We start from the raw sequence: 21,414 nt of genomic DNA on the forward strand, positions 1-21,414 counted from the left end.
CATGCCCGAATACGTTCTGGTGGGCTACAGCGCCGACCTGTTGCGCATCCTCGACGGCTTCCTGGCGCCGGACAGCGTCCTCGTCGTGGACGAACCGGAAGTGCTCGCCACGCGCGGAGCCCGGGACCGGACCAGCGAGATCGCGTGCTTCGCCGACGTGATTCCGGCACCGGTGCAGGACGGTGCCGCGCACCGGCTGCCCGACCTGGTCGCCCCTCCGCCGGGCACCCGCGCGGTGCTGCCGGGCAACGACTACGGAGTCGTGGCCGCGGCGGTCCTCGCGGACGCGTGGGGACTGCCCGGCGCGGGCACGGAGGCGGCCCGGGTGTTCCGGGACAAGCGCCGCCAGCGCCGACTCGCCGACGACGCGGGTATCCCGCAGCCCGCCTGGCGGGAGGTGGCCGATGCCGCGGAGGCTGCGCAGTTCGCCGCCGGATGCCCCCACGGCTTTGTCCTGAAGCCGGCCACCCTCCAGTCCAGCGAGGGTGTCCAGCTCCTCGACCCCGGCGCCGACATCGAGGCCGCCTGGCGGCACACCACCGCGCGCAACGCGACGGGCGGCACCATGCGCATCGATGCCGGGCCGCTCGCGTATCTGGCCGAACGCCGCCTCACCGGACCGGAGTTCAGTGCCGAGCTGCTGATGAGGGAGGGTGTACCGCTGTTCTTCAACGCCACCGCCAAGCGGCTCCTCGGCGGTGTGTACCCGGTGGAGATGGGGCACGTGGTCCCGGCGCCCGCCGGGGACGGCGTGGACACGGTGCTGCGCGAGAGCATGATGGCGCTCGCCCGAGCTGCCGGGTTCCGCACGGGAATCATGCACGGTGAGTGGATCGTCGAAGGCGGCGTGCCGCACCTGGTGGAGTGTGCGGCACGTCTGCCCGGCGACCAGATCCACCGGCTCATCGAACTCGCCTACGGATGGAGCCTGTTGGAGAACTGGTTCGTCGTCATGACCGGCGCGGCGCCCGCACGTGTACCCGAGGAGCCGGCCGGCGCCGCCATCCGCTTCCTGGACGCGCCGCACGGCCGGGTCACTTCGCTGACGGGTCTCGACGCGGCTCGCTCCGTCTCGGGGGTCTCGGACGTGAACGTGGCCGTGGACGTCGGATCGCTCGTCGAGCCGATCCGCAGCTCCTGGGAGCGCTCCGGTTTCGTGATCGCCACGGGCCCGGACGGCGAAGGCGCGGAAGCGGCTGCCCGTACGGCATCGGAACGTATCGTCATCACGACCCGCGGCGCGCCCCGGAGCGCCGCGCGGGACGTGATGGACGACGCCTGATTCGTTCTCGACGCACCGATGACCGATCAGGTGCCCCTGTCCGGCCAATGGGCGAGCCCATTGAGCCGCACGGGGGCACCTCTCCGTGCGGCGTCCGGTCGCTGGCCGCGGACCGCGGTTGCCGTGCGAGCCGGGCGCGGTCGGACGGGCTGCCACAGCTCGACCCGGTTGCCCTCGACGATCCATGACCCGGCCGAATCGACCGACACCCTCCGTGTCCTGGATGTCCTCGGACACGTCCGCTCCCTCGGTGCGCAGCTGCGCGAGCATCGCATCCAGTTCGCCCACCCGGAAGTTGAGGATGGTCTGCGGGGAGCGCGACCCGAAGTGGTCGGTCCCGGAGACCCGGACGTCGCGAACACCGGCTGCCCGACGCCACAAGCCGTGCTCGTCAGCGTCCAGGCCCAGACAGGCGCGGTACCGGGCGTTCGGCCTCCGGGCGCCACCCGCTTCGACCCAGATCAATCGCGGGGCAACTCGTACAGGCCGAAAGCGGCCACAACCCAGCGGCTTCCCGGCCGGGTTGTGGCCGCACATGTGCTCAGACCGCCTGTGTCCCCAGCTCCTGCGCCAGCTCCGCCACCGTCGGGTGGCGCAGCAGTGTGCGCAGGCGTACCTCCTGCGCGAACTCCGCCTTGATCCGCCCCAGTAGCCGCAGGGCCAGAATCGAATGGCCGCCCAGACTGAAGAAGTCGTCCTCGGCACCGACCCGTTCCAGGCCCAGCACGTCCGCGAACAGCGCGCACAGGCGCTCCTGCACGGGGCCGTCCGGGGCGCCGGAGGGCTCGGCCGTGCCCGCGTACACGGGTGCGGGCAGGGCTCGGCGGTCCAGCTTGCCGTTCGGGGTCGTGGGGAAACGGTCCACCGTCACGTACGCCACCGGCCGGAGGTGCTCGGGCAGCTCGGCCTCGGCCTGCGCGCGCAGCCCCAGTGCCCCGGGAGCCGTCCCGGCGCGCGGCAGCACGTAGGCGACGAGCCGCTGGTCACCGGGGCCTTCGGTGCGTACGAGGACGCGTACGCCGGCCACGTCCGGGTGGCGGGCGAGCGCAGCCTCCACCTCCGAGGGCTCGATACGGAAGCCTCGCAGTTTCAGCTGGTCGTCCCGCCGCCCCAGATACTCCACGGTGCCGTCGGCACGCCAGCGGGCCAGGTCCCCAGAGCGGTACACGCGCGACCCCGGCGGGCCGTAGGGGTCGGCCACAAAACGCTCGGCGGTGAGGCGGGCCGCGCCCAGGTAGCCGTGGGCCTCGCCCACCCCGCCGAGGTACACCTCGCCGACCATTCCCGGCGGCAGTACTCGCAGCTTGTCGTCCAGGACGTAGAAGTGCTTGTTGGCCACCGGACCGCCCAGCGGTACGGATCCGTCGAGGCAGTCCCGCAGCGTGACGGGCCGCCACACGGTCACCATCATGCATTCCAGCGGCGAGTAGGCATTGACCAGCCGCAGTGCGGGGCGGCGGCGCAGCAGCCGCTCCAGGTGCCGCGGGGAGGCGGCCTCGCCGCCGGTCAGCAGCAGCCGGACCGTGTCGAAGGCGGAAGGGTGCTCGTCGACCATGAAGTTGAGCAGGCTGGCGGAGAAGTGGGCGACTGTGACGCGGTGTTCGCCCATGAGGCGTACGGCGATCTCCGGCTCGGGTGTCCCGCCTGGCTGCAGGACGCAGGTGGCACCCGCGAACAGTGCGGACAACAGCTCGAAGGCGAAGGCGTCCCAGGACATCGGGGAGCACTGGAGGACGACGTCCGACCGGGTGACGCGGGCGAACTCCTGTCCCACCAGGCTGCCGACGACAGCCCGGTGCGACGCCACCACCCCCTTGGGCCTGCCCTGCGAGCCCGAGGTGAACAGCACACAGGCCGGGTCCTCGCCGTCGACCGCCACTCCCGGGTCCGTGTCCGGGAGACCGTGCAGGAGCGCCGGATCGTCGGTCCGTACCGTGTACGGGCCGACCGGGTCCGAAGCCGTGTCCGGCAGCGGGCGGTCGCTCACCACGATCCGGCAGCCGGTCGCCCGGACGCACTCGGCGGTCCGGGCGTCGGGGAACGCCGGGTCCAGCATCACGTGGCCGGCACCGGACTTGAGCGCGGCGAGCAGTGCGACGACCAGCTGCGGGCCGCGCTCAAGGCGTACGCCCACCCAGTCGCCCCTGCCGGTGCCGAGGCCGATCAGGTGGTGGGCCAGCCGGTTGGCGCGCCGGTCCAGTTCGCCGTACGAGACCCGCTCGTCGTCGAAGACGAGGGCCGTGGCCTCCGGGTCGCGCGCCACCTGGCCGGAGAACACGGTGTGTACGCACGCAGCTCGGGGGAGCGGGAAGCGGGCCCCCCGTCCCGCGGCCAGCATCCGGTCCCGCAGCCCGGGGTCGCACGGTGCCACGTCTCCGGGCCGGGTCGCCGGGTCCTCCGAGAAGACGTCGAGGACCCGTACCAGGTCGGCGGCGAGCGCACGGGCCAGTGCCTCGGGGACGCGGGCCGCGTCGTGGTGCAGCCGTACCTCCAGGCGCTCGCCGGGCGTCACCACCACCGTCACCGGGTAGTGGGCCGTCTCGGCGCAGCTGATCCCGCCGGCCCGGAGTCCGGCGAACTCCCCGGCACCGAGCGGCCCTTCGGGGGATGCGTCCACGGTCACCGTGGTGTCCAGGAGGGGTCCTGCGGCCCCTGCGGCCCGAGCGATGTCGCCCAGGCCCAGATGGTCGTGCGGATGCAGGGCCAGCCGGCGGGCGTGCACATCGGCCAGCAGGGCGGCCAGGCTCGCGCTCGCACCCGTCCGCACCCGGACCGGCACCGTGTTGACCAGCATGCCCACCATGTCCTGAACGCCGTCGAGTTCCGCCGGACGGCCGCTGAGGACAGAGCCGAACACGACGTCGTCGCCCCCGGTCTGCCGCGCGAGCACCAGCGCCCACGCGGCCTGCACCGCGGTGTTGAGCGTCACGCCCTGATCCCGTATCCGGGCGGTCAGAATGGCGGTCCGCGGTGCGGGCACCGTCTCGACCGCGGTCGACCAGCGGGGTGCCGCGCCGCCCGAGCCCGGGGCCAGCACGGTCGGTGCGGCGTCGGCCAGCTCATCCCGCCAGGCCTGTTCGGCTGCGGCGCGGTCACGGCCGGCGAGCCAGCCGAGGAATCGCCGGTAGGGCACCGCGGGAGCCAGGTCCTCGTTCGCGTACCCGGCGAGAATCTCGCGCAGCAGTACGCGGGCGCTCCAGCCGTCCAGTACGCAGTGGTGCGCGGTGACCGCGAGACGGTGCCGCTCGACGTCCTCGCGGACCAGGTCGAACCGGAGGAGCGGACCGCCCTGAACTCCGACCCCGTCGGTGCGCGCGGCGCGCAGCACCGCGCTGCCGTCGTAGGGGCCCGCCACCGACCAGTTCGGTTCGGTGTCGTGCGGAACGACCTGCACGGGTTGTCCGTTGGCGCGGTGGTGGATGCGGGCCCGCAGGTTGGGGTGGCGCACCAGCGCCCGGTGTACCGCCGCGCGCAGCCGTTCCGCGTCCAGGGGTCCGCGCAGCGGCACGGTGTACTGCGCGACGTACACGCCTTGCTGCCCGTCCTGCGCCAGGGTGTGGAACAGCAGGCCCTCCTGCAGCGGGGTGAGGGGGAGTATCTCGTCGATGACGGGGGCGGACATGGGGCCTCCACTTCGGGACGGTCGGGACAGCGGTCAGCCGCGCGACAACTGCGCCGCCAGGGACTCGTACTCACGCGGGTCCAGGTCGGGCAGCAGCTCCGGCTCCGTATCCGGGCCGGGCGTGGTCCCGGGGGCTGCCGCGGAGGCCAGTTCGGCCAGTGAGGCGGCGCCGACGACATCGGCCACGGTGATCCCGATGCCGCGAGCGACGGCCCGGTTCACCAGACGCATGGCCGCCATGCTGTCGCCGCCGAGACCGATGAAGGAGTGGCCCGGCGCCGCATCTCCGGCGGTCAGCCCCAACACCTCCTCGGTGGCCGCGCACAGCCAGGCCTCCGGAGCTCCATCGGCCGGTCGCGCGGCCGGTGCCGGGGAGCCCGGCCGGGGAGCCGGGCCGGGCCGGGGCGGCTCGGGCAGCGCGGCCCGGTCGAGCTTGCCGTTGCCGGTCAGCGGGACCCGATCGAGAACGGCCCACGCGGTGGGCACCATCGTCTCCGGCAGTGAACCGCGCAGGTGCTCGCCCAGCGCCTGCCCGTCGGGCGCGGGCCTGCCCGGCGCGGGCACCACGAAGCAGGCCAGCCAGCGATCGCCGTCCGGCGGCCCGGCACACACCACTGCCGCCTGCGCGACGGCCGGATGCGCGGACAGCACCGTCTCGATCTCGCCGAGTTCGATGCGCCGGCCGCGGAACTTCACCTGGCCGTCCGCCCGGCCGATGAACTCCAGCACGCCGTCGTTCCGCCGCCGTGCCAGGTCCCCTGTGCGGTACAGCCGGGAGCCCGGAGGCCCCAGGGGACTGGCCACGAACCGCTCAGCGGTCAGTCCCGGCCGGGCGAGATAGCCCTCGGCGAGCTGCACGCCGGACAGGTACAGCTCGCCCGTCACGCCCGGAGGCAGCGGGTCGAGCCGCTCGTCCAGGACGTGCGCGCCGGTGTCGCTCACCGGACGGCCGATCGGCACACTGTCCGGATCCGCGCCCGGACGGCAGTGCCAGGCCGTGGCAGCCACCGTCACCTCGGTGGGCCCGTACAGGTTGTGCAACTCGGCGTCCAGCAGGCGCAGGCAGCGATCGCGCAGGGACACCGGCAGCGCCTCGCCGATGCAGACGATCCGGCGCAGTGAGCGGCAGCGGTCGGTGACCTGTGCGTCCAGGAAGAGCCGCAGCATGGAGGGTACGAACTGCACCGTGGTCACGCCCCGGCGCGCGATGAGCGCGGCCAGCCCGTGCGGTTCCCGCTCGAGACCCGGCGGCGCGACGACGAGCGCGGCGCCGCAGATCAGCGGCCAGAAGTACTCGTAAGTGGAGACGTCGAAACCGACCGGGGTCTTGACCAGTACCCGGTCGTCGGCGTTCAGGGGCACTGCTCGCTGCATCCACCGCAGATGGCTGACGATGGCCTCCTGGCGCACCACGACGCCCTTGGGGCGTCCGGTGGACCCGGAGGTGTAGATGACGTAGGCGGGGTCCTCGGCGCGGGCCCGTCGCACCGGCCCCTCCCCGGTGTCCGCGGACGCCGGGGGCACGGGCAGCGCGGTGAGTACCCGGTCCGGGGCGGCCTCGTCGAGGATCAGCTCGGTGCGGCGCTGCGGGGTGTCCGCGTCGAGCGGCAGGTAGGCCGCGCCCGCACTCTCCACGCCGAGCAGGGCGACCACCAGATCGGGGGAGCGGTCCATGCGCACCGCCACCACGCTGCCCGGCCCGATGCCGTCGCGGCGCAGCGCGTCGGCGACCTCCTGCACCCGGCGGGCCAGCGCCGCGTAGTCGAGGGTGACCCGGTCCGCGATCACGGCTGTGGCGTGCGGTGTGCGTTCCGCCTGCGCGGCGAAGAGGCCGGCGAGGGTCGTCACCGCGCTCACCGTGCCCGGGAGGGCGCCGGTTCGCCCGCACGGTCCGCGACCACCGCGAAGTGGCGGTCCACGAACTCCAGGCAGGCCGCCCGGTCGCGCTCCGTCAGCGCCACCCGCCAGCCGTCCGGGACGGCGAGCGGCGCGGGCCACAGCGAATAGCGCTCCTGGTCGTTGGCGAGCACCAGGTAGGGGGCCGAGTCATCCTCGAACGGATGCGTCATGGGACACCTCTTCTTCCTTGTGTATGGCCGGCAGCGGACCGACGTCGTCCCTGTTCACCGTGGCCGTGTCGTACTTACCGAGGGCGCTGATGAGCATGCGCACCTCAAGGTCGAGACAGGCCGCCAGGCGCAGCAGGCCCCGCTCGGGATCCTCGTCGGCGGCGACGAGGGCTGCCCGGCCCAGGCCCACCGCGCGGGCTCCCAGGGCCAGGCACTTCACCGCCCGAGTCCCTTCCCACACGCGCCCGCCCGCCAGCAGGCAGCCGGGCCCCTGCCCGGTCGCCAGCAGGCAGTCGAACAGCGGGAGGCCCACATGGTCCAGGAAGCAGCCGGGCGCCCAGCCTGTGCCGCCCTCGGCTCCGTCCACCGTGACGCTGTCCGCGCCGGCCTCCCAGGCCACGCGCGCGGCGGCGCCGACGTCCCGGCCGGGGTGGAGCTTCACCCACACCCGGGCCCGGGGGTAGTTGTTCCGCATCAGATTGATCTGCTGGCGCAGGATCTCCTCGGTGTACGTGCCGGGGCTGGAGGCGCGCAGCGTCCGGCCGTCATCCGGCATCGGCAGGAGCGCGTACTGCTCCGCGACCGCCGCCGCGGCGGCATCGTCCAGCAGCGTCATCCCGCCCAGGCCCGGCTTCGCGCCCTGCCCGGTCTTGAGCTCGAAGGCCAGCCGGCCCTCCTCCAGGAACGGCTGGGCCGCCGGATCGCTGTAGACCAGGTTCCACACCTCGGCGTCGGCGTCCTCGGTGCTCTGCTGCACCACGATCCCGCCGTGCCGCCCGTCGCCTTCCTCCCCGTACGCCTCGATCCGCGCCAGCAGCGCCTTCGCGGGCTGGTCGCCTAGGCGTCCGTAGCCGATGACCGGCACCACGTTCTCGCCGACCACCAGGGGGATCCCCAGCCGGCCCGCCTGCTTGCCGAGCGAGGTGCCCAGGTCGCCGCGGGCGGCGGCGGTCGACCCGAACGCCGAGACGTAGAAGGGCAGTCGGGACGGGAAGCCACCGATGGTGGTCTCCAGGTTCACGTCCGAGGGCATCGGTTCGCACCCCAGGTCGATCAGCTTCTCCAGGCGCTGCTCCATGAACACCGGCGGGAGCAGCCGCAGCCGCTCCAGCGGGTCGTCGCGCGCCGGTCCCGCCCAGCCGCTGCCGTAGAGCGTGGAGCCGTAGCCGTCCAGTGGCGGAAAGGCCGCCTCAATACCCGTGCGTGCGCGCTCACGCACGGCGGCTTCCGGAAATCCTGGCGCGCGCAGCATGCCGCTCATGCGGGCCTCCCCTAATGGAATATGAGATCCCGTCGTATCGGGTGGCACCAACCTAGACCCAGGCTGTGCGACACCCGGAACTTCCGGTCGGAACTTCCGCTGGAAATCGCATATTTAACTCCCGAGGTGGTCTTTCTCCCCTGCGGGTGGAAGGAGTTGGACGCGGGAATGATTGACCGGAACTCTGCGCCGTGGGTCCATGAGGGCATCTGGAACGCCGCGAAAGGGGCTACCGATGGAAGAACGTCGAGTTTCAATTTTCGACACCACTCTGAGGGATGGCGAACAGGCGCCGCGCAATTCGATGACCCCGCAGCAGAAACTGGAACTCGCGCTGCGGATCGAGGCACTCGGGGTGGACGTCGTCGAGGCCGGGTTCCCCGCCTCGTCGCCGGCGGAGGCCGAAGCGACCCGCCTCATCTCCCGCAACCTCACCAGCGCCTGGTTCACCACCTTCTGCCGAACCGTGCGCACCGACATCGACTGCGCCGTGGCCGCGGGCGGCACCCGCCGGCACGAGGTGCAGATACTCGCCACATCGAGCGAACTGCACCTGGAGCGCAAGCGCCGCATCTCCGCCAGGGAGTCGATCGACGAGATCGTCAACTCCGTGGAGCACGCCCGGAAGCTGGGCGTGCCCCGCGTCTCGCTCGCCCTCGAGGACGCGTCGCGCGGCTCCGACAGCCTGCTGCGCGCCCAGATCGAGGCGGGTACGGACGCGGGCATCACCTGCGTCGTGGCGGCCGACACCTCGGGCTGCATGACGCCGCAGGAGTACGGCGGGATGATAGGCAAGGTGCGCTCGTGGGCACCGCCGCACGTGAGCGTGTTCACCCACTGCCACGAGGACTTCGGGCTCTCCACCGCCAACAGCCTGGCCGGGCTGCAGGCGGGGGCCGACGGCGTCCAGACGACGCTGGGCGGCATCGGGGAGCGCGCCGGCAACGCGGCCATGGAGGAACTGGTCGCGCTCCTCACGTACAAGCGCGCCTCCCTGGGCCTGTACACCGACATCGACACCAGGGCCATGTACGCCGCCTACACCGCGCTGCGCCACATCATCAAGCTCGACCAGCCGCGCAACAAGGCGGTCTTCGGGGCGTACGCCTTCGGCAGCGCCGCCGGGATCCACCAGGCAGGGATCCTGCGGGACCCGTCCACCTACGAGTTCGTGGAGCCCGAGCGCTTCGGCCGTGAGCGCTCCATGCTCATCGCCCGCCACTCGGGCCGAGCCGTGCTGCGGCACCTGCTCGACACGATGGGCGTGCACATCGACGACGAACGGATGGAGGCGTTGTACCGCCGGCACATCAGCGAGCGCACCGGGGGCGACTGCGAGGACATCTCCGTGCTGCGCAGGAGGCTCGCCGACGAACTGCTCACCGTCGGGGCGGGCCGCTGAGGCGGGCCTTCGTCACCGCGGGCACGGGCGGTGGGAAGCGGACGACACAGTCCGCTTCCCACCGCCCTCGTCGTGCCCGTGCCAGGCTCGCGGGGCCTACGGAGCACCAGGCCCGCGGGGAGAGTCGTGCAGGAGACTCAACGGACGGCGCGGAACAGCGGGTCGCCGGGGGCGCGGTGGCCCGGCGGCTCGCTGCATCGCTGGATCGCCGTCCGGAACCCTCCGGGGCGCGGCAGCGTACGGGCAACGGCAACGGCAACGGCAACGGCAACGGCAATGGCAACCGCAACGGCAGTGAACGCGCACGGGTGAGGGCGGCCCGCCTGTGTGGGCGGGCCGCCCGGTCGCACCGCGCGATGGCCGTCAGTCGTCGATCAGGCCCTCCACCCCGTTCTTCCAGCGGCCGGAGTAGCGGTCGGCCGCCGCACGGTCCCGGAAGGCGTACGTCTTCAGCAGCCAGCGCGTGGCCGCCCGCTCCGCGTCGAGGATCTCGATGCGGTCCCTGCTGTGCAGACCGTCCTGGTTGGCGAACAGCAGCAGATCCCCGTCGCGCAGCCGGTGGCGTTGCTTCTCGGCGACCACCAGAGCGTTCTTGAGTCCCAGCAGCGCGTCCTTGGCCTGGCCCGGCGCCTCGGGGACCACCGACGTCGTCGTCTCCAGGTAGCGGATCGAGTGGTCGCCCTCCAGGATCGGGTGTGCGCCGGACGAGTGCTGGCTGCTGTTGGTGTCCCGTGAGAAGACGTCGAAGGACGTCGTGAAGTAGGGCCGGCGCAGGATCCGCTGGTCCTGTTCCGACAGGTTGCGGAGCAGTTCGCGGCCGCTGACGAAGGTCGTGTAGATGACCTCGTCCTGCGGGCAGCGCATGCCGAGCAGGGCGATGTGGTCGGCACGCGCCCAGTGCGCGGTGCGGTCGTTGTGAAAGGGCAGTTCGCTGTCGCTGAACCCCGTCTTCATGCCGCTGTACTTGTTGATCGCGATGACGTCGGTGAAGAAGTCACCGTTGTTGCGGCTGCCGTACGCCATCAGCGGAGTGTCGGTCAGCCGGGCGACCAGCGCCAGGAACGCCTCCCCGACGAAGGTCGTCTTCTTGCGGTACTTGTCCGCCACCGGATCGTCGAGGTCGAGTTCGGGCACATTCGGGTCGACGGGGCAGTTCCGTATCACGTGTGCTTCGCTGCGCCCGCTCCTGCGGTCCTGCCGGATACGCGAGCACACGTCCACCAGGAATGGCGGAGGGGTCACCCGGGCCACGCCTGCGACGAATTCCTCATGGTCCCGGTACGGATTGTGCGGTACGGCCCCGAGCGCGGCGAGGAGTTCGTCGTGCTGGGGCGGCGTGAGTACGTGAATGGGTTCCATTCCGCCATCGTCCGCCCGCTTTCCGCGCGAATCATCGATCGAGTGGCCGAGTGGACTCCACCCGGGGGCGAGTGAGTTCATCACGGCTGTCGATTCCGGGGCCGCGCTCCAGGTGTTTCGATGAGCCGCAGGAAGCGATCACGTACCCCCTGCGCCGGACGCGTCGGGCGGGAACGCGCCGGACGAAGAGATCACGGATGCGGAGGTATCCGCCGTGGCACCACAGACACTGGCCGCGAAGGTGTGGCGCGAGCATGTCGTGCGCCGTACCGGGGCCGGGAACGACCTCCTCTACATCGACCTCCACCTATTGCACGAGGTGAACACCCCGCAGGCCTTCGCCGGGCTGCGGGCCGCGGGCCGCACGGTCCGCAGGCCCGACCTGACCGTGGGCACCGAGGACCACACCACTCCCACGATCGCGGTCGACCGGGCCGACCCCGACGCCGCGCGCCGCCACCAGCGCCGCCTCATGGCGCGCAACTGCGCGGAGTTCCGGATCCCGCTGCACCGGCTCGGCACCGCATCGCAGGGCATCGTGCACGTCATCGGGCCCGAACTCGGCCTGGTGAGGCCGGGGATGACCGCCGTGTGCTGCGACTCGCACACCACTACCCTCGGCGCGTTCGGCGCCCTGGCCCTCGGAATCGGCACCAGCCAGGTGGAGCACGTCCTGGCCACTCAGACCCTGCCGCTGGCCAGGCCCCGGGACATGGCCGTGACGGTGACCGGCACCCTGCCCGCGGGCAGCACCGCCAAGGATCTCGCCCTCGCGGTGATCAACCGGGTGGGTACGGGCGGCGCCCAGGGCCACATCGTGGAGTTCCGCGGCCCCGCGGTGCGGGCGCTGTCCATGGAGGGGCGGATGACGCTGTGCAACATGGCCGTCGAAATGAGCGCACGGGCCGGCCTCGTCGCCCCCGACGACGCCACGCGCGACTACCTGGCACGCACCGCGCCGCGCGACGCCGGACGCTACGACGGCCTGGCGCTGCACGGCGACGACGGCGCGGCCTTCGACCGAGAGATCGAGATCGACGGCACACGCGTGCTGCCCCGCGTGTCGTGGGGCACCAACCCGGCCCAGAGCGTCCCGATGGACGGCCGGGTGCCCGACCCGCGCGACCTGGCCGACGAGGCCGAGGCCACCGCCGCCCGCCGGGCCCTGGACTACATGGACCTCGTCCCCGGAACCGCCGTGCGGGACATCGCGGTCGACACCGTGTTCATCGGCTCCTGCACCAACAGCCGCATCGAGGACCTGCGGGCCGCGGCCGACGTCCTGGACGGCCACCGGGTCCGGGTCGGCACTGTCATCGTGCCCGGCTCCGCCCGCGTGCGTGAGGCGGCTGTTGCCGAGGGCCTGGACCGGATCTTCGCCCGCGCGGGGGCCGACTTCCGCGCGGCACCGGGCTGTTCCATGTGCGTCGGCCTGGGGGAGGACCGGCTCGGCGCCGGGGTGAGGTCCGCCTCCACCACCAACCGCAACTTCGAGGGCCGCCAGGGTACCGGGTCCCGTACCCACCTGGTCTCGCCGGCCGTCGCCGCGGCCACGGCTGTACGCGGCCGGATCGCGGGGCCCGACGACCTGTCAGAGGCGTGAGCGGCGCCCACTCCCGGCACCATCCCACCACCGCACCGACGAGGAGAGGAGACGGCCGTGACCGTGTCCCCGGCCACCCAGTCCCCGGCGCCCGCGTCCGACCCGCGCCGGCCCGCCACCGGCCACGCCGGAACGGCGGTACCGCTGCGCATCCGCGACGTGGACACCGACCAGATCATCCCCGCGCGGTTCTGTACGAACACCGAACGGACCGGCTTCGCCCGGGGCCTGTTCGCCGACCGGCGGGCCGAGCCCGGTTTCGTCCTGGACGACCCCCGCCACCGCGGCGCCACCGTGCTCGTCGCCGCCGAGAACTTCGGCACCGGCTCCTCGCGTGAAGCCGCCGTCTGGGCGCTCGCCGACCACGGGATCCGCGCCGTCCTGTCGCCCCGCTTCGGTGACATCTTCCGCGCCAACGCCTGGCTCAACGGCCTGTACGCCGTCCCCGTGCCCCAGAGCTTCGTGGACGCCGTATGGCACGCCGTCGACGAGGACCCAGCCACCGAGGTCCGGATCGACGTGAACGACCTCACGGTCACCGCGGCCGGGCTCGTCCAGCCCTTCGACCTCGACGCCGACACCCAGAACCGGCTGCTGCGCGGCCAGGACGCCATCGGCGCCACCCTGCACCACGAGGACGACGTCCGCGCGTACGAGGAGCGCAGGACCCCCACCCCGACGACCGCGGTGCGCTTCCCGGCCCCCGGTCCCCGCGGCGCCCGGCGCCGCCGTCCCGCCCAGGAGGCGACCGTGTCACCCACCCTGTCACCCGAGGACGCCGTGCACACGATGTACCGCCGTATCGACGAGGGCGACTTCGCCGGCTTCGCCGAGCTGTTCGACGAGCACGCCGTCTACCACCGGCCCGGCAGCCCGACCCTGGCGGGCCGCGACGCCATCGAGTCGTACTACCGCGAAGGACGCACCGTCGCCGACGGCTCCCACACCCTGACCCGGGTGCTCCTGAGTGACGGTGCCGTCGCCGTCGACGGCACCTTCAGCGGCCACCTCACCAACGGCCGCGAGCAGGCCCACCGTTTCGCGGAGATCTTCGAGTTCGCACCCGGGGGGCTCATCGCCCGCCGCGACTCCTTCCTGTTCGTCTGCAACTTCTGAGCGCCACCCGTCCGCGGCTGCCACACCAACGAGCACGTGAGGACACCCACATGACCGTCAGCACCGCCGCACCCGCCACCGTGAGTGGTGAGGCAGGCATCTTGAAGGCAGAGATCGGCGGCTTCACGCCGCACATGGTGACCCTGCAGTGGACCGAGGACGACGGCTGGACCCAGCCCCTGCTCGGCCCGCACCAGAACCTGTCCGTGTCACCGGCGAGCGCCGCGCTGCACTACGGCCAGTCGATCATCGAGGGCCTCAAGGCGCACCGTCAGTCCGACGGCTCCTTCGCCGTCTTCCGGCCCTTCGACCACGCCCGCCGCTTCCGCAGCTCCGCCCGCCGCCTGTCGATGCCGGAGCTGCCGGAGGAACTCTTCGTCGGCTCCCTGGAGCGGCTGGTCGAGGCCAACCGCGAGGTCGTGCCCGACCGGCCTGGACACAGCCTGTACCTGCGGCCGTTCATGTTCGCGTCGGAGGCCAACGTGGTGCCGCGCCCCGCCCGCGCGTACACCGTGGTCTTCATTTCCTTCCTCATGGGCAGCTACCTCGGCGAGGACGCGGACGCCGTGACCGCGTGGGTCTGCCGCGACTTTCCCCGCGCCTTCCCCGGCGGCACCGGAAGCGCGAAGACCCCCGGCAACTACGCCCCCACCATGCCCGCCCAGCTCGCCGCGGGGCGGGCCGGTGCCCAGCAGGTGGTCTGGCTGGACGCGAGGGAGGGCCGCTGGGTGGAGGAGATGGGCAGCGCCAACCTGTTCTTCGTACGAGGCCACGGCGCCGACCGTACCGTCGTCACCCCGCCGCTGAGCGGCACCTTCCTGCCCGGCATCACGCGCGACTCGGTCATCGCCGTCGCCGCTGAGCTGGGCCACCGGGTCGTGCAGGAGCCCGTCGCGATCGACCAGTGGCGCGCCGACTGCGAGTCGGGCCTGATCACCGAGACCTTCGGCTGCGGCACCGCCGCCGTCGTGACCGCCGTCGGCGGCGTCCGCGACGGCGACGAGGAATGGCACGTCGGCGACGGCACCCCCGGCCCCGTCACCCGGGCCGTCCGCGAGCGCCTGCGCGCCCACCACCACGGACTGGTCCCCGACGTCCACGACTGGCGGCACCCCGTGGCGGAGGGACGGCAGGGATGACCACGACGACCACACCCCTGCTCCCCACCCGCGTCGACGCCGACCGGCTGCTGTCGAACCTTGAACGGCTGCGCGCCATCGGCGCCACCCCCGAGGGCGGCGTCACGCGCCGCGCGTTCAGCCGGGAGGACGTCAAGGGCCAGGAGTTCGTGGCCGGCCTCATGCGTGAAGCCGGCCTCGACGTGCGCGTCGACGCCGCCGCCAATCTGGTCGGCACCCGGCAGGGACGCGGCGGGACAGGGGCGCCCCTGGTCCTCGGCTCGCACCTGGACACCGTGCCCGGCGGCGGAGCCTACGACGGCGCGTACGGAGTGCTCGCGGCCGTCGAGGTCGCCCACACCCTGCACGAGAGCGGCACGGTGCTCGACCGTCCGCTGTGCGTGATGGCGTTCAGCAACGAGGAGGGCACCACCGGCACCCCCGCCATGTTCGGCTCCCGTGCGGTCGCGGGCTGTCTGGAACCGGGCGAGCTGGATCTGGTGGTCACCGGGCAGGACCGCGCCCTGGCCCAGGTCCTGGACGCGGCGGGAGGCGACAGCAGGTGCGTCGACGACGTGCGCCGTGCACCCGGCTCCGTCGCCGCCTACCTCGAACTGCACATCGAGCAGGGCCCGGTGCTCATCGGCTCCGGCACCGACATCGGGATCGTGGAGGGCATCTCGGGCCGCCTCACCGCCGAGGTCACCGTCCAGGGGCAGGCCAACCACGCGGGCACCACCCCCATGGCGGACCGACACGACGCGCTGCTCGCCGCCGCGCGCCTCACCGTCGCCGTCCCCTCGCTCACCGGCCCCGGCGGCGTCGTACGCGTCGCGACCGTCGGTGACTGCCAGGTCTCGCCCGGAGCCTGGAACGTCGTCCCCGGCCGGGCCCGCGTGATCGTCGACCTGCGCGACATGTCCGAGGACAACCTGCGGGCGGGACTCGACCGGCTGCGGGCCATGGGGCAGGAAGCGGGGAGCGCGACCGGCACCACCGTCGACGTCACCGAGGTCCAGCGGGTGAGCCCCACCCCCTGCGACCCCGGCCGGCGCGCCACCGTGCGCCGGGTGGCCGACGCTCTCGGCCTGTCCAGCGTCACCCTGCCCAGCGGCGCCGGCCACGACGCCCAGTGGATGGCCCGAGTCGCCCCGACCGGCATGATCTTCGTGCCGAGCGAGGACGGCGCGAGCCACGTCCCCTACGAACACACCGCGCCCGCCGATCTCGTCCGCGGCGCGGGCGTGCTGCTCGGCTGCACCCTCCTGGAGGGAATGACGACATGACAACCGCCACCCGCGTGCCTGCCCTCCCGATCCAACGGGGTATGTGGCTCGCCTCCCAGCTCGACCCGATCGGCTCCGAGTTCACCGTGTCCTGCGCGCTGCGCCTGACCGGCCCGCTGGACCCCGCGGCGCTGAGCCAGGCGCTGCGCGACGTGACCGGCCAACAGCCCCTGCTGCGATCGCGGTTCGCCCGCTACGGCCAGAGCGGCCTGTCCCTGGTCGTCGACCCGGGCCTGGCGGCCGCGCCGGCACAGACCGACCTCACCGCCCTGCCCCCGGCGCGAGCGGAGACCACCGCCCGCGACCTCGTCGCCGAGGCCGCCCGTGTCCCCTTCGACCTGGAGCGAGGCCCACTGCTGCGCGCCATGCTGCTGCGCCTGGCACCCGATGACCACGTCGTCGCCCTGCATCTGCACCACGCCGTGTGCGACGGCGACTCCGTGCAGCTCCTGTACGACGCCTGGAGCCGCGCCTACACGCGGCGCACCGCCCCGGACGGCCCCCACGATCCCGCCCTCGAGGAGCGCCACGCGCACGACGACACCCCGGACTACCACCGGCACGCCACCCTCTCCGAGGCAGAACGCGCGGAGGGGCTCGCCTACTGGAGCCGCCACCTCGACGGCGCGACCCCGCTTGCCCTGCCGCTGACCGGACACCCCGGGCGCACAGGACGGGACGGCGCCGGCCACAGCTTCCCCGTTCCGCCCGCCCTGCTGCGGCGCGTCGACGCCTTCGCCCGTGAAGCCCGCACCACCCGCTACAGCGTGCTGCTGACCGCGTTCTGCGCCCTCCTCGGGCGCCTGTGCCGCACCGAGGAGGTCACCGTCGGCACCACGGCTTCGACCCGCCTCGACGAGGACGCCCAGCACGTGATCGGCCCGCTGTTCAACACCCTCGCGCTGCACACCGCGACCCCCGGCGGCACTGCCTTCCGCGACGCCGTCGCCACGGTGACCGACACCGTCCTGGACGCCTTCGAGCACGTACGGGTGCCGTTCGAGGACGTCCTCGACACCGTGCGCACCGCCGCCTCCTCCGGGCTGCGCAACCCGCTGTTCAACGTCTTCTTCGAACTCGACCACGCCACTGCCCCCGCCCTGCGCCTGCCGGGCTGCGCGACGGCGCCCTTCCGCTTCCCCGACCACGCACCCAAGACCGACCTCATGCTCGCCCTGAGGCCCGAAGGCGAAGGACTCACCGGCGAGTTCACCTATCGCACCACCGCCTGCGACGACGCGGGCATCCGCGCCGTCGCCGACGGGTTCACCGCCCTGCTCGACGCCGCCCTCCACGCGCCCGGCACCGCGCTGAACGACCTGCCCGTGATGTCGCCGGCCCGTCGCGACGACGCCCTCCAGGCGTTCGCCGACGGCGGCCGCACGGCCTTCGCCGACACCTGCGTGCACCGCCTCTTCGAACAGCAGGCGCGGCGCACCCCCGGCGCCGTAGCGGTTCGTGAGCTGGGCGGTGGCGGGCGGACGCTGAGCTACGAGGAGCTGAACGGGCGGGCCAACCGGCTGGCCCGCCACCTGCGCGCCCAGGGCGTCGCCCCGCACGACCGGGTCGCGCTGCTGCTGCGCCGCTCACCGGACCTCGTAGTGGCCTGCCTGGCCGCGTGGAAGGCCGGAGCCGCGTATGTGCCCCTGGACCCCGCTTTCCCCGACGCCCGCCTGGAGTTCGTCACCGAGGACAGCGGGGCGTGCCTGGTCGTCACCGAGTCCGGGCTTGCCGGACGGGCTGCCGCTCTCGGCGTCGACGTCGTCGTGCTCGATGAGGCAGGGTCCGCCGTCGCCGCTCACCCCGGCACCGACCTGCCCGACGGACCGGGCCCGGACGCGCTCGCCTACGTCATCCACACCTCCGGATCGACCGGCAAGCCCAAGGGCGTCCTCGTGGAGCATCGCGGGCTCGCGAACTTCCTGGACTGGTGCGTGCGCCGCTACGCCGCCGAAGGCGACGGCGGGGCACCACTGTTCTCTTCCATGGCCTTCGACATGGTGGTGCCCGACCTCTACACCCCGCTGCTCATGGGCCAGGCCGTGGCACTCGCCCCCGACGGCCTGCCACCGGACCGCCTGGGGGAGGTGCTGGCCTCGGGAGCCCCGTACAGCTTCATCAAACTCACCCCCGGCCACCTGGAACTGCTCACTGCCCAGCTCGCCCCCGACCAGGCACGCGACCTGGCCCGGCTGCTCGTCGTCGGGGCCGACGCCTTCCCGCCGGCGGCCCTGGCCGCCTGGCGTGTGCTCGCCCCCGACCTGCCCCTGGTGAACGAGTACGGGCCGACCGAGGCGACCGTCGCCAACAGCGTGTACGAGATCCCGTCCCAAGCGGCCCCCGGCACGTGCGAGAGCGACGAGCCCGCCACGCTGCCCATCGGCAGGCCCATCCCCAACACCACCCTGTACGTCCTCGACGACGACCGCCGGCCCGTACCCCCCGGCGTCATCGGCGAAATCCACATCGGCGGCACCTGTGTGGCCCGCGGCTACGCCAACCGGCCGGAGACCACCGCCGAACGGTTCGTCGACGACCCGTTCGGCCCGCCCGGTGCCCGGCTCTACCGCACCGGCGACCTGGGCCGCTGGCTGCCGGACGGGCAGGCGGAGTTCTGCGGCAGGTCCGACCACCAGGTCAAGATCAACGGCTACCGTGTCGAACCCGGTGAGGTCGAGGCGGCCCTGGGGGCCGTCCCCGGCGTACGCCAGGCCCTCGTGGTCACCTCCGACACCCCCTCCGGAACTCCCGCCCTGGTCGCCCATGTCGTACCCGAGCCCGGTACCGCGTTCGACGCCGCCGCCCTGCGCGCGGAACTCGCCCACATCCTGCCCGCACACCTGGTGCCCGCCCAGGTCCTCGAACTCGCCCGCGTCCCGCTCAACGGCAACGGCAAGGTCGACCGGTCGGCGCTCCCGCGGCCCGAGTGGGGCACCGGCTCCCCGGCAGCGCTGCGCGGCCCGCGCACCCCCACCGAGGAAGCGGTCACCCAGGCATGGGCCGAGGTCCTCGGCCTGGCCCCCGAGGCCTTCGGACCCGACGACAACTTCTTCGGGCTCGGCGGCAACTCCCTGCTCGTCCTGACCGTCGTGGCCCGGTTGCGCGGCCTGCTCGGCGCCGAACTCACCTTCGCCCGATTCCTTCAGGACCCCACCGTCGCCGGGGTCGCCGCAGCCGTCAGTGACGAGGACCGCCCGGCCGGCGGGCACAGCCTGTCCCAGCTCGCCCCCGACGGCGACGGCACGCCCACCGTGTTCGTCCATCCGCTGGGCGGAACCGTTTTCTGCTACCGCCACCTGGTCGAGATACTCAGCGGCGAGGCCCCCCTGTACGGACTCACCCTGGGTGCCCTGCGCGGTGAGGACTCCGACGGCGACGACCGGCTTGAGGACACCGCCGCCCGCTACGCCGCCGAGATCCGCGACGCCGTGTCCGGACCGGTCAACATCGTCGGCTGGTCGGCGGGCGGTGTCACCGCCTTCGAGACCGCCCGCCGGCTGCGTGCGCTGGGCGGCCAGGTCGCCCAGCTGGTCCTTCTCGATCCCAGCCCGCCGCAGGAGAACACCCGCTGGCGCGGATACGTACGCCAACTGCGCCGCATCCGCTCCCGGCTGGGGCTCGCCGGGGACGAGGAGCGGGAGGAGGAGTTCCAGGCCGTCCTGCGCGGCGACCTGTTCCAGGCCATGGGCATCGACCCGGCCACCTGCCGCGACTACTCCCTCTTCCCCCAGGACGTGCTGCACATCTGGCAGCGCCAGCTGGAGACCCTCGGCGGCTACGAAGTCGGCCACTACGACGGCCCGATGACGGTCCTCACCTCACAGGAGCGCGACGGGGACGACCAGATCCTGCTCGTGGCCAAGTGGCAGGAGCACGCCGGCGGACCCGTCAAGCACATACAGGTGGCCGGCGACCACCTCGGCATGATGCGGCTGCCCGCCGCCGCCTCCTCGGCCGCGGCACTGCGGGAACTGATCGCCGGGGACGGGAGGGCACAACATGACCGTGCACGCTGACGCCGAACAGATCATCGGCGAGTTCTACTCCGAGTTCCCCTACCCCTGGCACGCCACCCGGCTCACCGCACCCGACGACCCCACCCTCCACCCGGCGCTCCTGGCCCAGGAACTGGGCGACTTCACCCACCGGCGCGTGCCGCGCGACGCGCGGATCTGGGTGCCCGGCTGCGGAGTCAACCAGGCCCTCATCGTCGCCCTGCGCTTCCCGGACGCCGAGGTCGTCGGCAGTGATGTCTCCACGGACTCCCTCGACCTGTGCCGGACCGCCGGCGACCAGCTCGGCGCGCGCAACCTGACCCTGCGCGAGGAGGGCATCACCGACGCCGGGTACCGCGAAGAGTTCGACTACGTCGTGTGCACCGGGGTGATCCACCACCACCCCGACCCCGGACTGCTCCTGGACCGGCTCGCCACGGCCCTCAAGCCCTCCGGCGTGCTGGAGCTGATGGTGTACAACACCTACCACCGGCGCGAGATCACCGCGTTCCAAGGGGCCATGCGGCTGCTCGGCCGCGAACAGGACCTGTGGTTCGCCCGCCGGGTCGCCGGCACCCTCACCCGTGACAGCGAACTGACCCGTCAGCTGCGAGCGGACCTCGGCGAGCCGGAGGAGCAGTTCGCCGACAGCTGGCTCAACCCCTGCGAGCGCAACTTCACCGTCCGTACCCTCCACGAGACGGCCCGCGCGGCCGGTCTCGCCCTGGAGGCACCCTGTGCGAGCCAGCTGGCCACCGGACTCGACCTGTACGACTGGCGGGTGCCCTGCACGGACGACCAACTGCGCCGTCGGAGCGAGGCGTTGGACGACGTGACGCGCTGGCAGGTCACCCAGGCGCTCAGCGTCGACCGAAGCCCCCTGCTGTGGTTCTACCTGCGCCGCACGGACAACCCGCTCCCCGCGCTGTGCGAGGCCGATCGCGACGAGGCGTTCCTCGATGCCGTACTCGCCCCCGTGACCGCGAGCGAGCGGGTATGGGTGATGGGCCGCTCCGGCGGCTACCGGCCACTGGACGCGCCGCAGCCCCTGGTCACCGGCCCGCCCCCGGCGGCGCCCTGGCTGGCGGGGGAGGCTGACGGCACGCGCCCGCTGCGCGAGCTCTTCGCGGCCCGGGGCGGCGTACCTGCCCGCGACGAGCTGCGTGACCTGCGTATCCGGCTCACCACACCGTCCTTCCCGCACCTCAGGGCGGTGACCCAGGGCGGGTGAGACGAACGGAAGGGGTGGGGTCCCGCACCGGAAACGGCGCGGGACCCCACCCCTGTGCGCTCTCGGGCCG

13 protein-coding genes and 1 pseudogene are annotated in these 21,414 nt (G+C 72.8%); 8 read left to right on the forward strand and 6 right to left on the reverse strand.

The genetic code is table 11. The features are described from left to right. Nucleotide 1 precedes the first annotated feature (1 nt). A complete protein-coding gene (locus OG584_RS32225; RefSeq protein WP_405783121.1) occupies nt 2-1,282 on the forward strand; it encodes an ATP-grasp domain-containing protein in 1,281 nt (426 codons plus the stop codon). 146 nt (nt 1,283-1,428) lie between these two features. Here the strand turns inward: OG584_RS32225 and OG584_RS32230 are convergent. From OG584_RS32230 to OG584_RS32250, 5 genes and pseudogenes are all read right to left on the reverse strand, one after another. Further along, nucleotides 1,429-1,747, reverse strand: a pseudogene (locus tag OG584_RS32230) (VOC family protein); the annotation flags it as partial. 76 nt (nt 1,748-1,823) lie between these two features. Beyond that, on the reverse strand, nt 1,824-4,904 hold the full coding sequence (locus OG584_RS32235; protein WP_405783123.1) for an amino acid adenylation domain-containing protein: 3,081 nt from the start codon (nt 4,902-4,904) through the stop codon (nt 1,824-1,826). A 33-nt stretch (nt 4,905-4,937) separates the two neighbouring features. Then, on the reverse strand, nt 4,938-6,752 hold the full coding sequence (locus OG584_RS32240; RefSeq protein WP_405783124.1) for a non-ribosomal peptide synthetase: 1,815 nt from the start codon (nt 6,750-6,752) through the stop codon (nt 4,938-4,940). Nucleotides 6,753-6,757: 5 nt separating this feature from the next. After that, nucleotides 6,758-6,973 (reverse strand): MbtH family protein, encoded by a 216-nt coding sequence (locus OG584_RS32245; RefSeq protein WP_405783125.1) that lies wholly within the window; start codon nt 6,971-6,973, stop codon nt 6,758-6,760. Continuing rightward, the gene (locus tag OG584_RS32250; protein ID WP_405783127.1) at nt 6,951-8,234 is read right to left on the reverse strand and encodes a glutamate synthase-related protein; all 1,284 of its coding nucleotides are present in this window, start codon (nt 8,232-8,234) and stop codon (nt 6,951-6,953) included. Before OG584_RS32250 ends, OG584_RS32245 begins: the two co-directional genes overlap by 23 nt. A gap of 235 nt (nt 8,235-8,469) precedes the next feature. Between OG584_RS32250 and OG584_RS32255 the strand changes: the two genes are divergently transcribed. Then, the gene (locus OG584_RS32255) at nt 8,470-9,636 is read left to right on the forward strand and encodes a LeuA family protein (protein WP_405783129.1); all 1,167 of its coding nucleotides are present in this window, start codon (nt 8,470-8,472) and stop codon (nt 9,634-9,636) included. 363 nt (nt 9,637-9,999) lie between these two features. Here OG584_RS32255 and OG584_RS32260 read toward each other — a convergent pair whose 3' ends face one another. Further along, nucleotides 10,000-10,995 carry a TauD/TfdA family dioxygenase gene (locus OG584_RS32260; protein WP_405783131.1) on the reverse strand — a complete coding sequence of 332 codons (996 nt, stop codon included), beginning with the start codon at nt 10,993-10,995 and terminating at the stop codon, nt 10,000-10,002. 214 nt (nt 10,996-11,209) lie between these two features. On the opposite strand from OG584_RS32260, the gene leuC reads away from it, so the two are divergent. Genes leuC through OG584_RS32290 form a run of 6 tightly spaced genes read left to right on the forward strand, consistent with a single transcriptional unit; the run spans nt 11,210 to nt 21,344 of the window. Next, nucleotides 11,210-12,598, forward strand: coding sequence for a 3-isopropylmalate dehydratase large subunit (gene leuC / locus OG584_RS32265; RefSeq protein ID WP_405783132.1), 1,389 nt, complete (start codon nt 11,210-11,212; stop codon nt 12,596-12,598). 57 nt (nt 12,599-12,655) lie between these two features. After that, nucleotides 12,656-13,714, forward strand: a complete 1,059-nt coding sequence (gene leuD, locus OG584_RS32270) for a 3-isopropylmalate dehydratase small subunit (protein WP_405783134.1) — start codon at nt 12,656-12,658, stop codon at nt 13,712-13,714. A gap of 50 nt (nt 13,715-13,764) precedes the next feature. Further along, nucleotides 13,765-14,853 carry a branched-chain amino acid aminotransferase gene (locus tag OG584_RS32275; RefSeq protein ID WP_405783135.1) on the forward strand — a complete coding sequence of 363 codons (1,089 nt, stop codon included), beginning with the start codon at nt 13,765-13,767 and terminating at the stop codon, nt 14,851-14,853. Then, on the forward strand, nt 14,850-16,118 hold the full coding sequence (locus OG584_RS32280) for a Zn-dependent hydrolase (protein WP_405783137.1): 1,269 nt from the start codon (nt 14,850-14,852) through the stop codon (nt 16,116-16,118). The genes OG584_RS32275 and OG584_RS32280 overlap by 4 nt, the downstream gene beginning before the upstream one ends. Beyond that, nucleotides 16,115-20,134, forward strand: coding sequence for a non-ribosomal peptide synthetase (locus OG584_RS32285; protein ID WP_405783139.1), 4,020 nt, complete (start codon nt 16,115-16,117; stop codon nt 20,132-20,134). The genes OG584_RS32280 and OG584_RS32285 overlap by 4 nt, the downstream gene beginning before the upstream one ends. Continuing rightward, complete coding sequence (locus tag OG584_RS32290) at nt 20,118-21,344, forward strand: class I SAM-dependent methyltransferase (RefSeq protein ID WP_405783141.1); 1,227 nt, start codon at nt 20,118-20,120, stop codon at nt 21,342-21,344. Before OG584_RS32285 ends, OG584_RS32290 begins: the two co-directional genes overlap by 17 nt. The last annotated feature ends 70 nt before the right edge of the window (nt 21,345-21,414 follow it).

This window comes from Streptomyces sp. NBC_00859, assembly GCF_045161865.1.
Taxonomy (GTDB): domain Bacteria; phylum Actinomycetota; class Actinomycetes; order Streptomycetales; family Streptomycetaceae; genus Streptomyces.

Coding starts and splice junctions, on each gene's coding strand:
- OG584_RS32225 (WP_405783121.1), top strand. CDS start 2: ATGCCCGAATACGTTCTGGTGGGCTACAGCGCCGACCTGTTGCGCATC.
- OG584_RS32235 (WP_405783123.1), bottom strand. CDS start 4,904: ATGTCCGCCCCCGTCATCGACGAGATACTCCCCCTCACCCCGCTGCAG.
- OG584_RS32245 (WP_405783125.1), bottom strand. CDS start 6,973: ATGACGCATCCGTTCGAGGATGACTCGGCCCCCTACCTGGTGCTCGCC.
- OG584_RS32250 (WP_405783127.1), bottom strand. CDS start 8,234: ATGAGCGGCATGCTGCGCGCGCCAGGATTTCCGGAAGCCGCCGTGCGT.
- OG584_RS32255 (WP_405783129.1), top strand. CDS start 8,470: ATGGAAGAACGTCGAGTTTCAATTTTCGACACCACTCTGAGGGATGGC.
- OG584_RS32260 (WP_405783131.1), bottom strand. CDS start 10,995: ATGGAACCCATTCACGTACTCACGCCGCCCCAGCACGACGAACTCCTC.
- OG584_RS32275 (WP_405783135.1), top strand. CDS start 13,765: ATGACCGTCAGCACCGCCGCACCCGCCACCGTGAGTGGTGAGGCAGGC.
- OG584_RS32280 (WP_405783137.1), top strand. CDS start 14,850: ATGACCACGACGACCACACCCCTGCTCCCCACCCGCGTCGACGCCGAC.
- OG584_RS32285 (WP_405783139.1), top strand. CDS start 16,115: ATGACAACCGCCACCCGCGTGCCTGCCCTCCCGATCCAACGGGGTATG.
- OG584_RS32290 (WP_405783141.1), top strand. CDS start 20,118: ATGACCGTGCACGCTGACGCCGAACAGATCATCGGCGAGTTCTACTCC.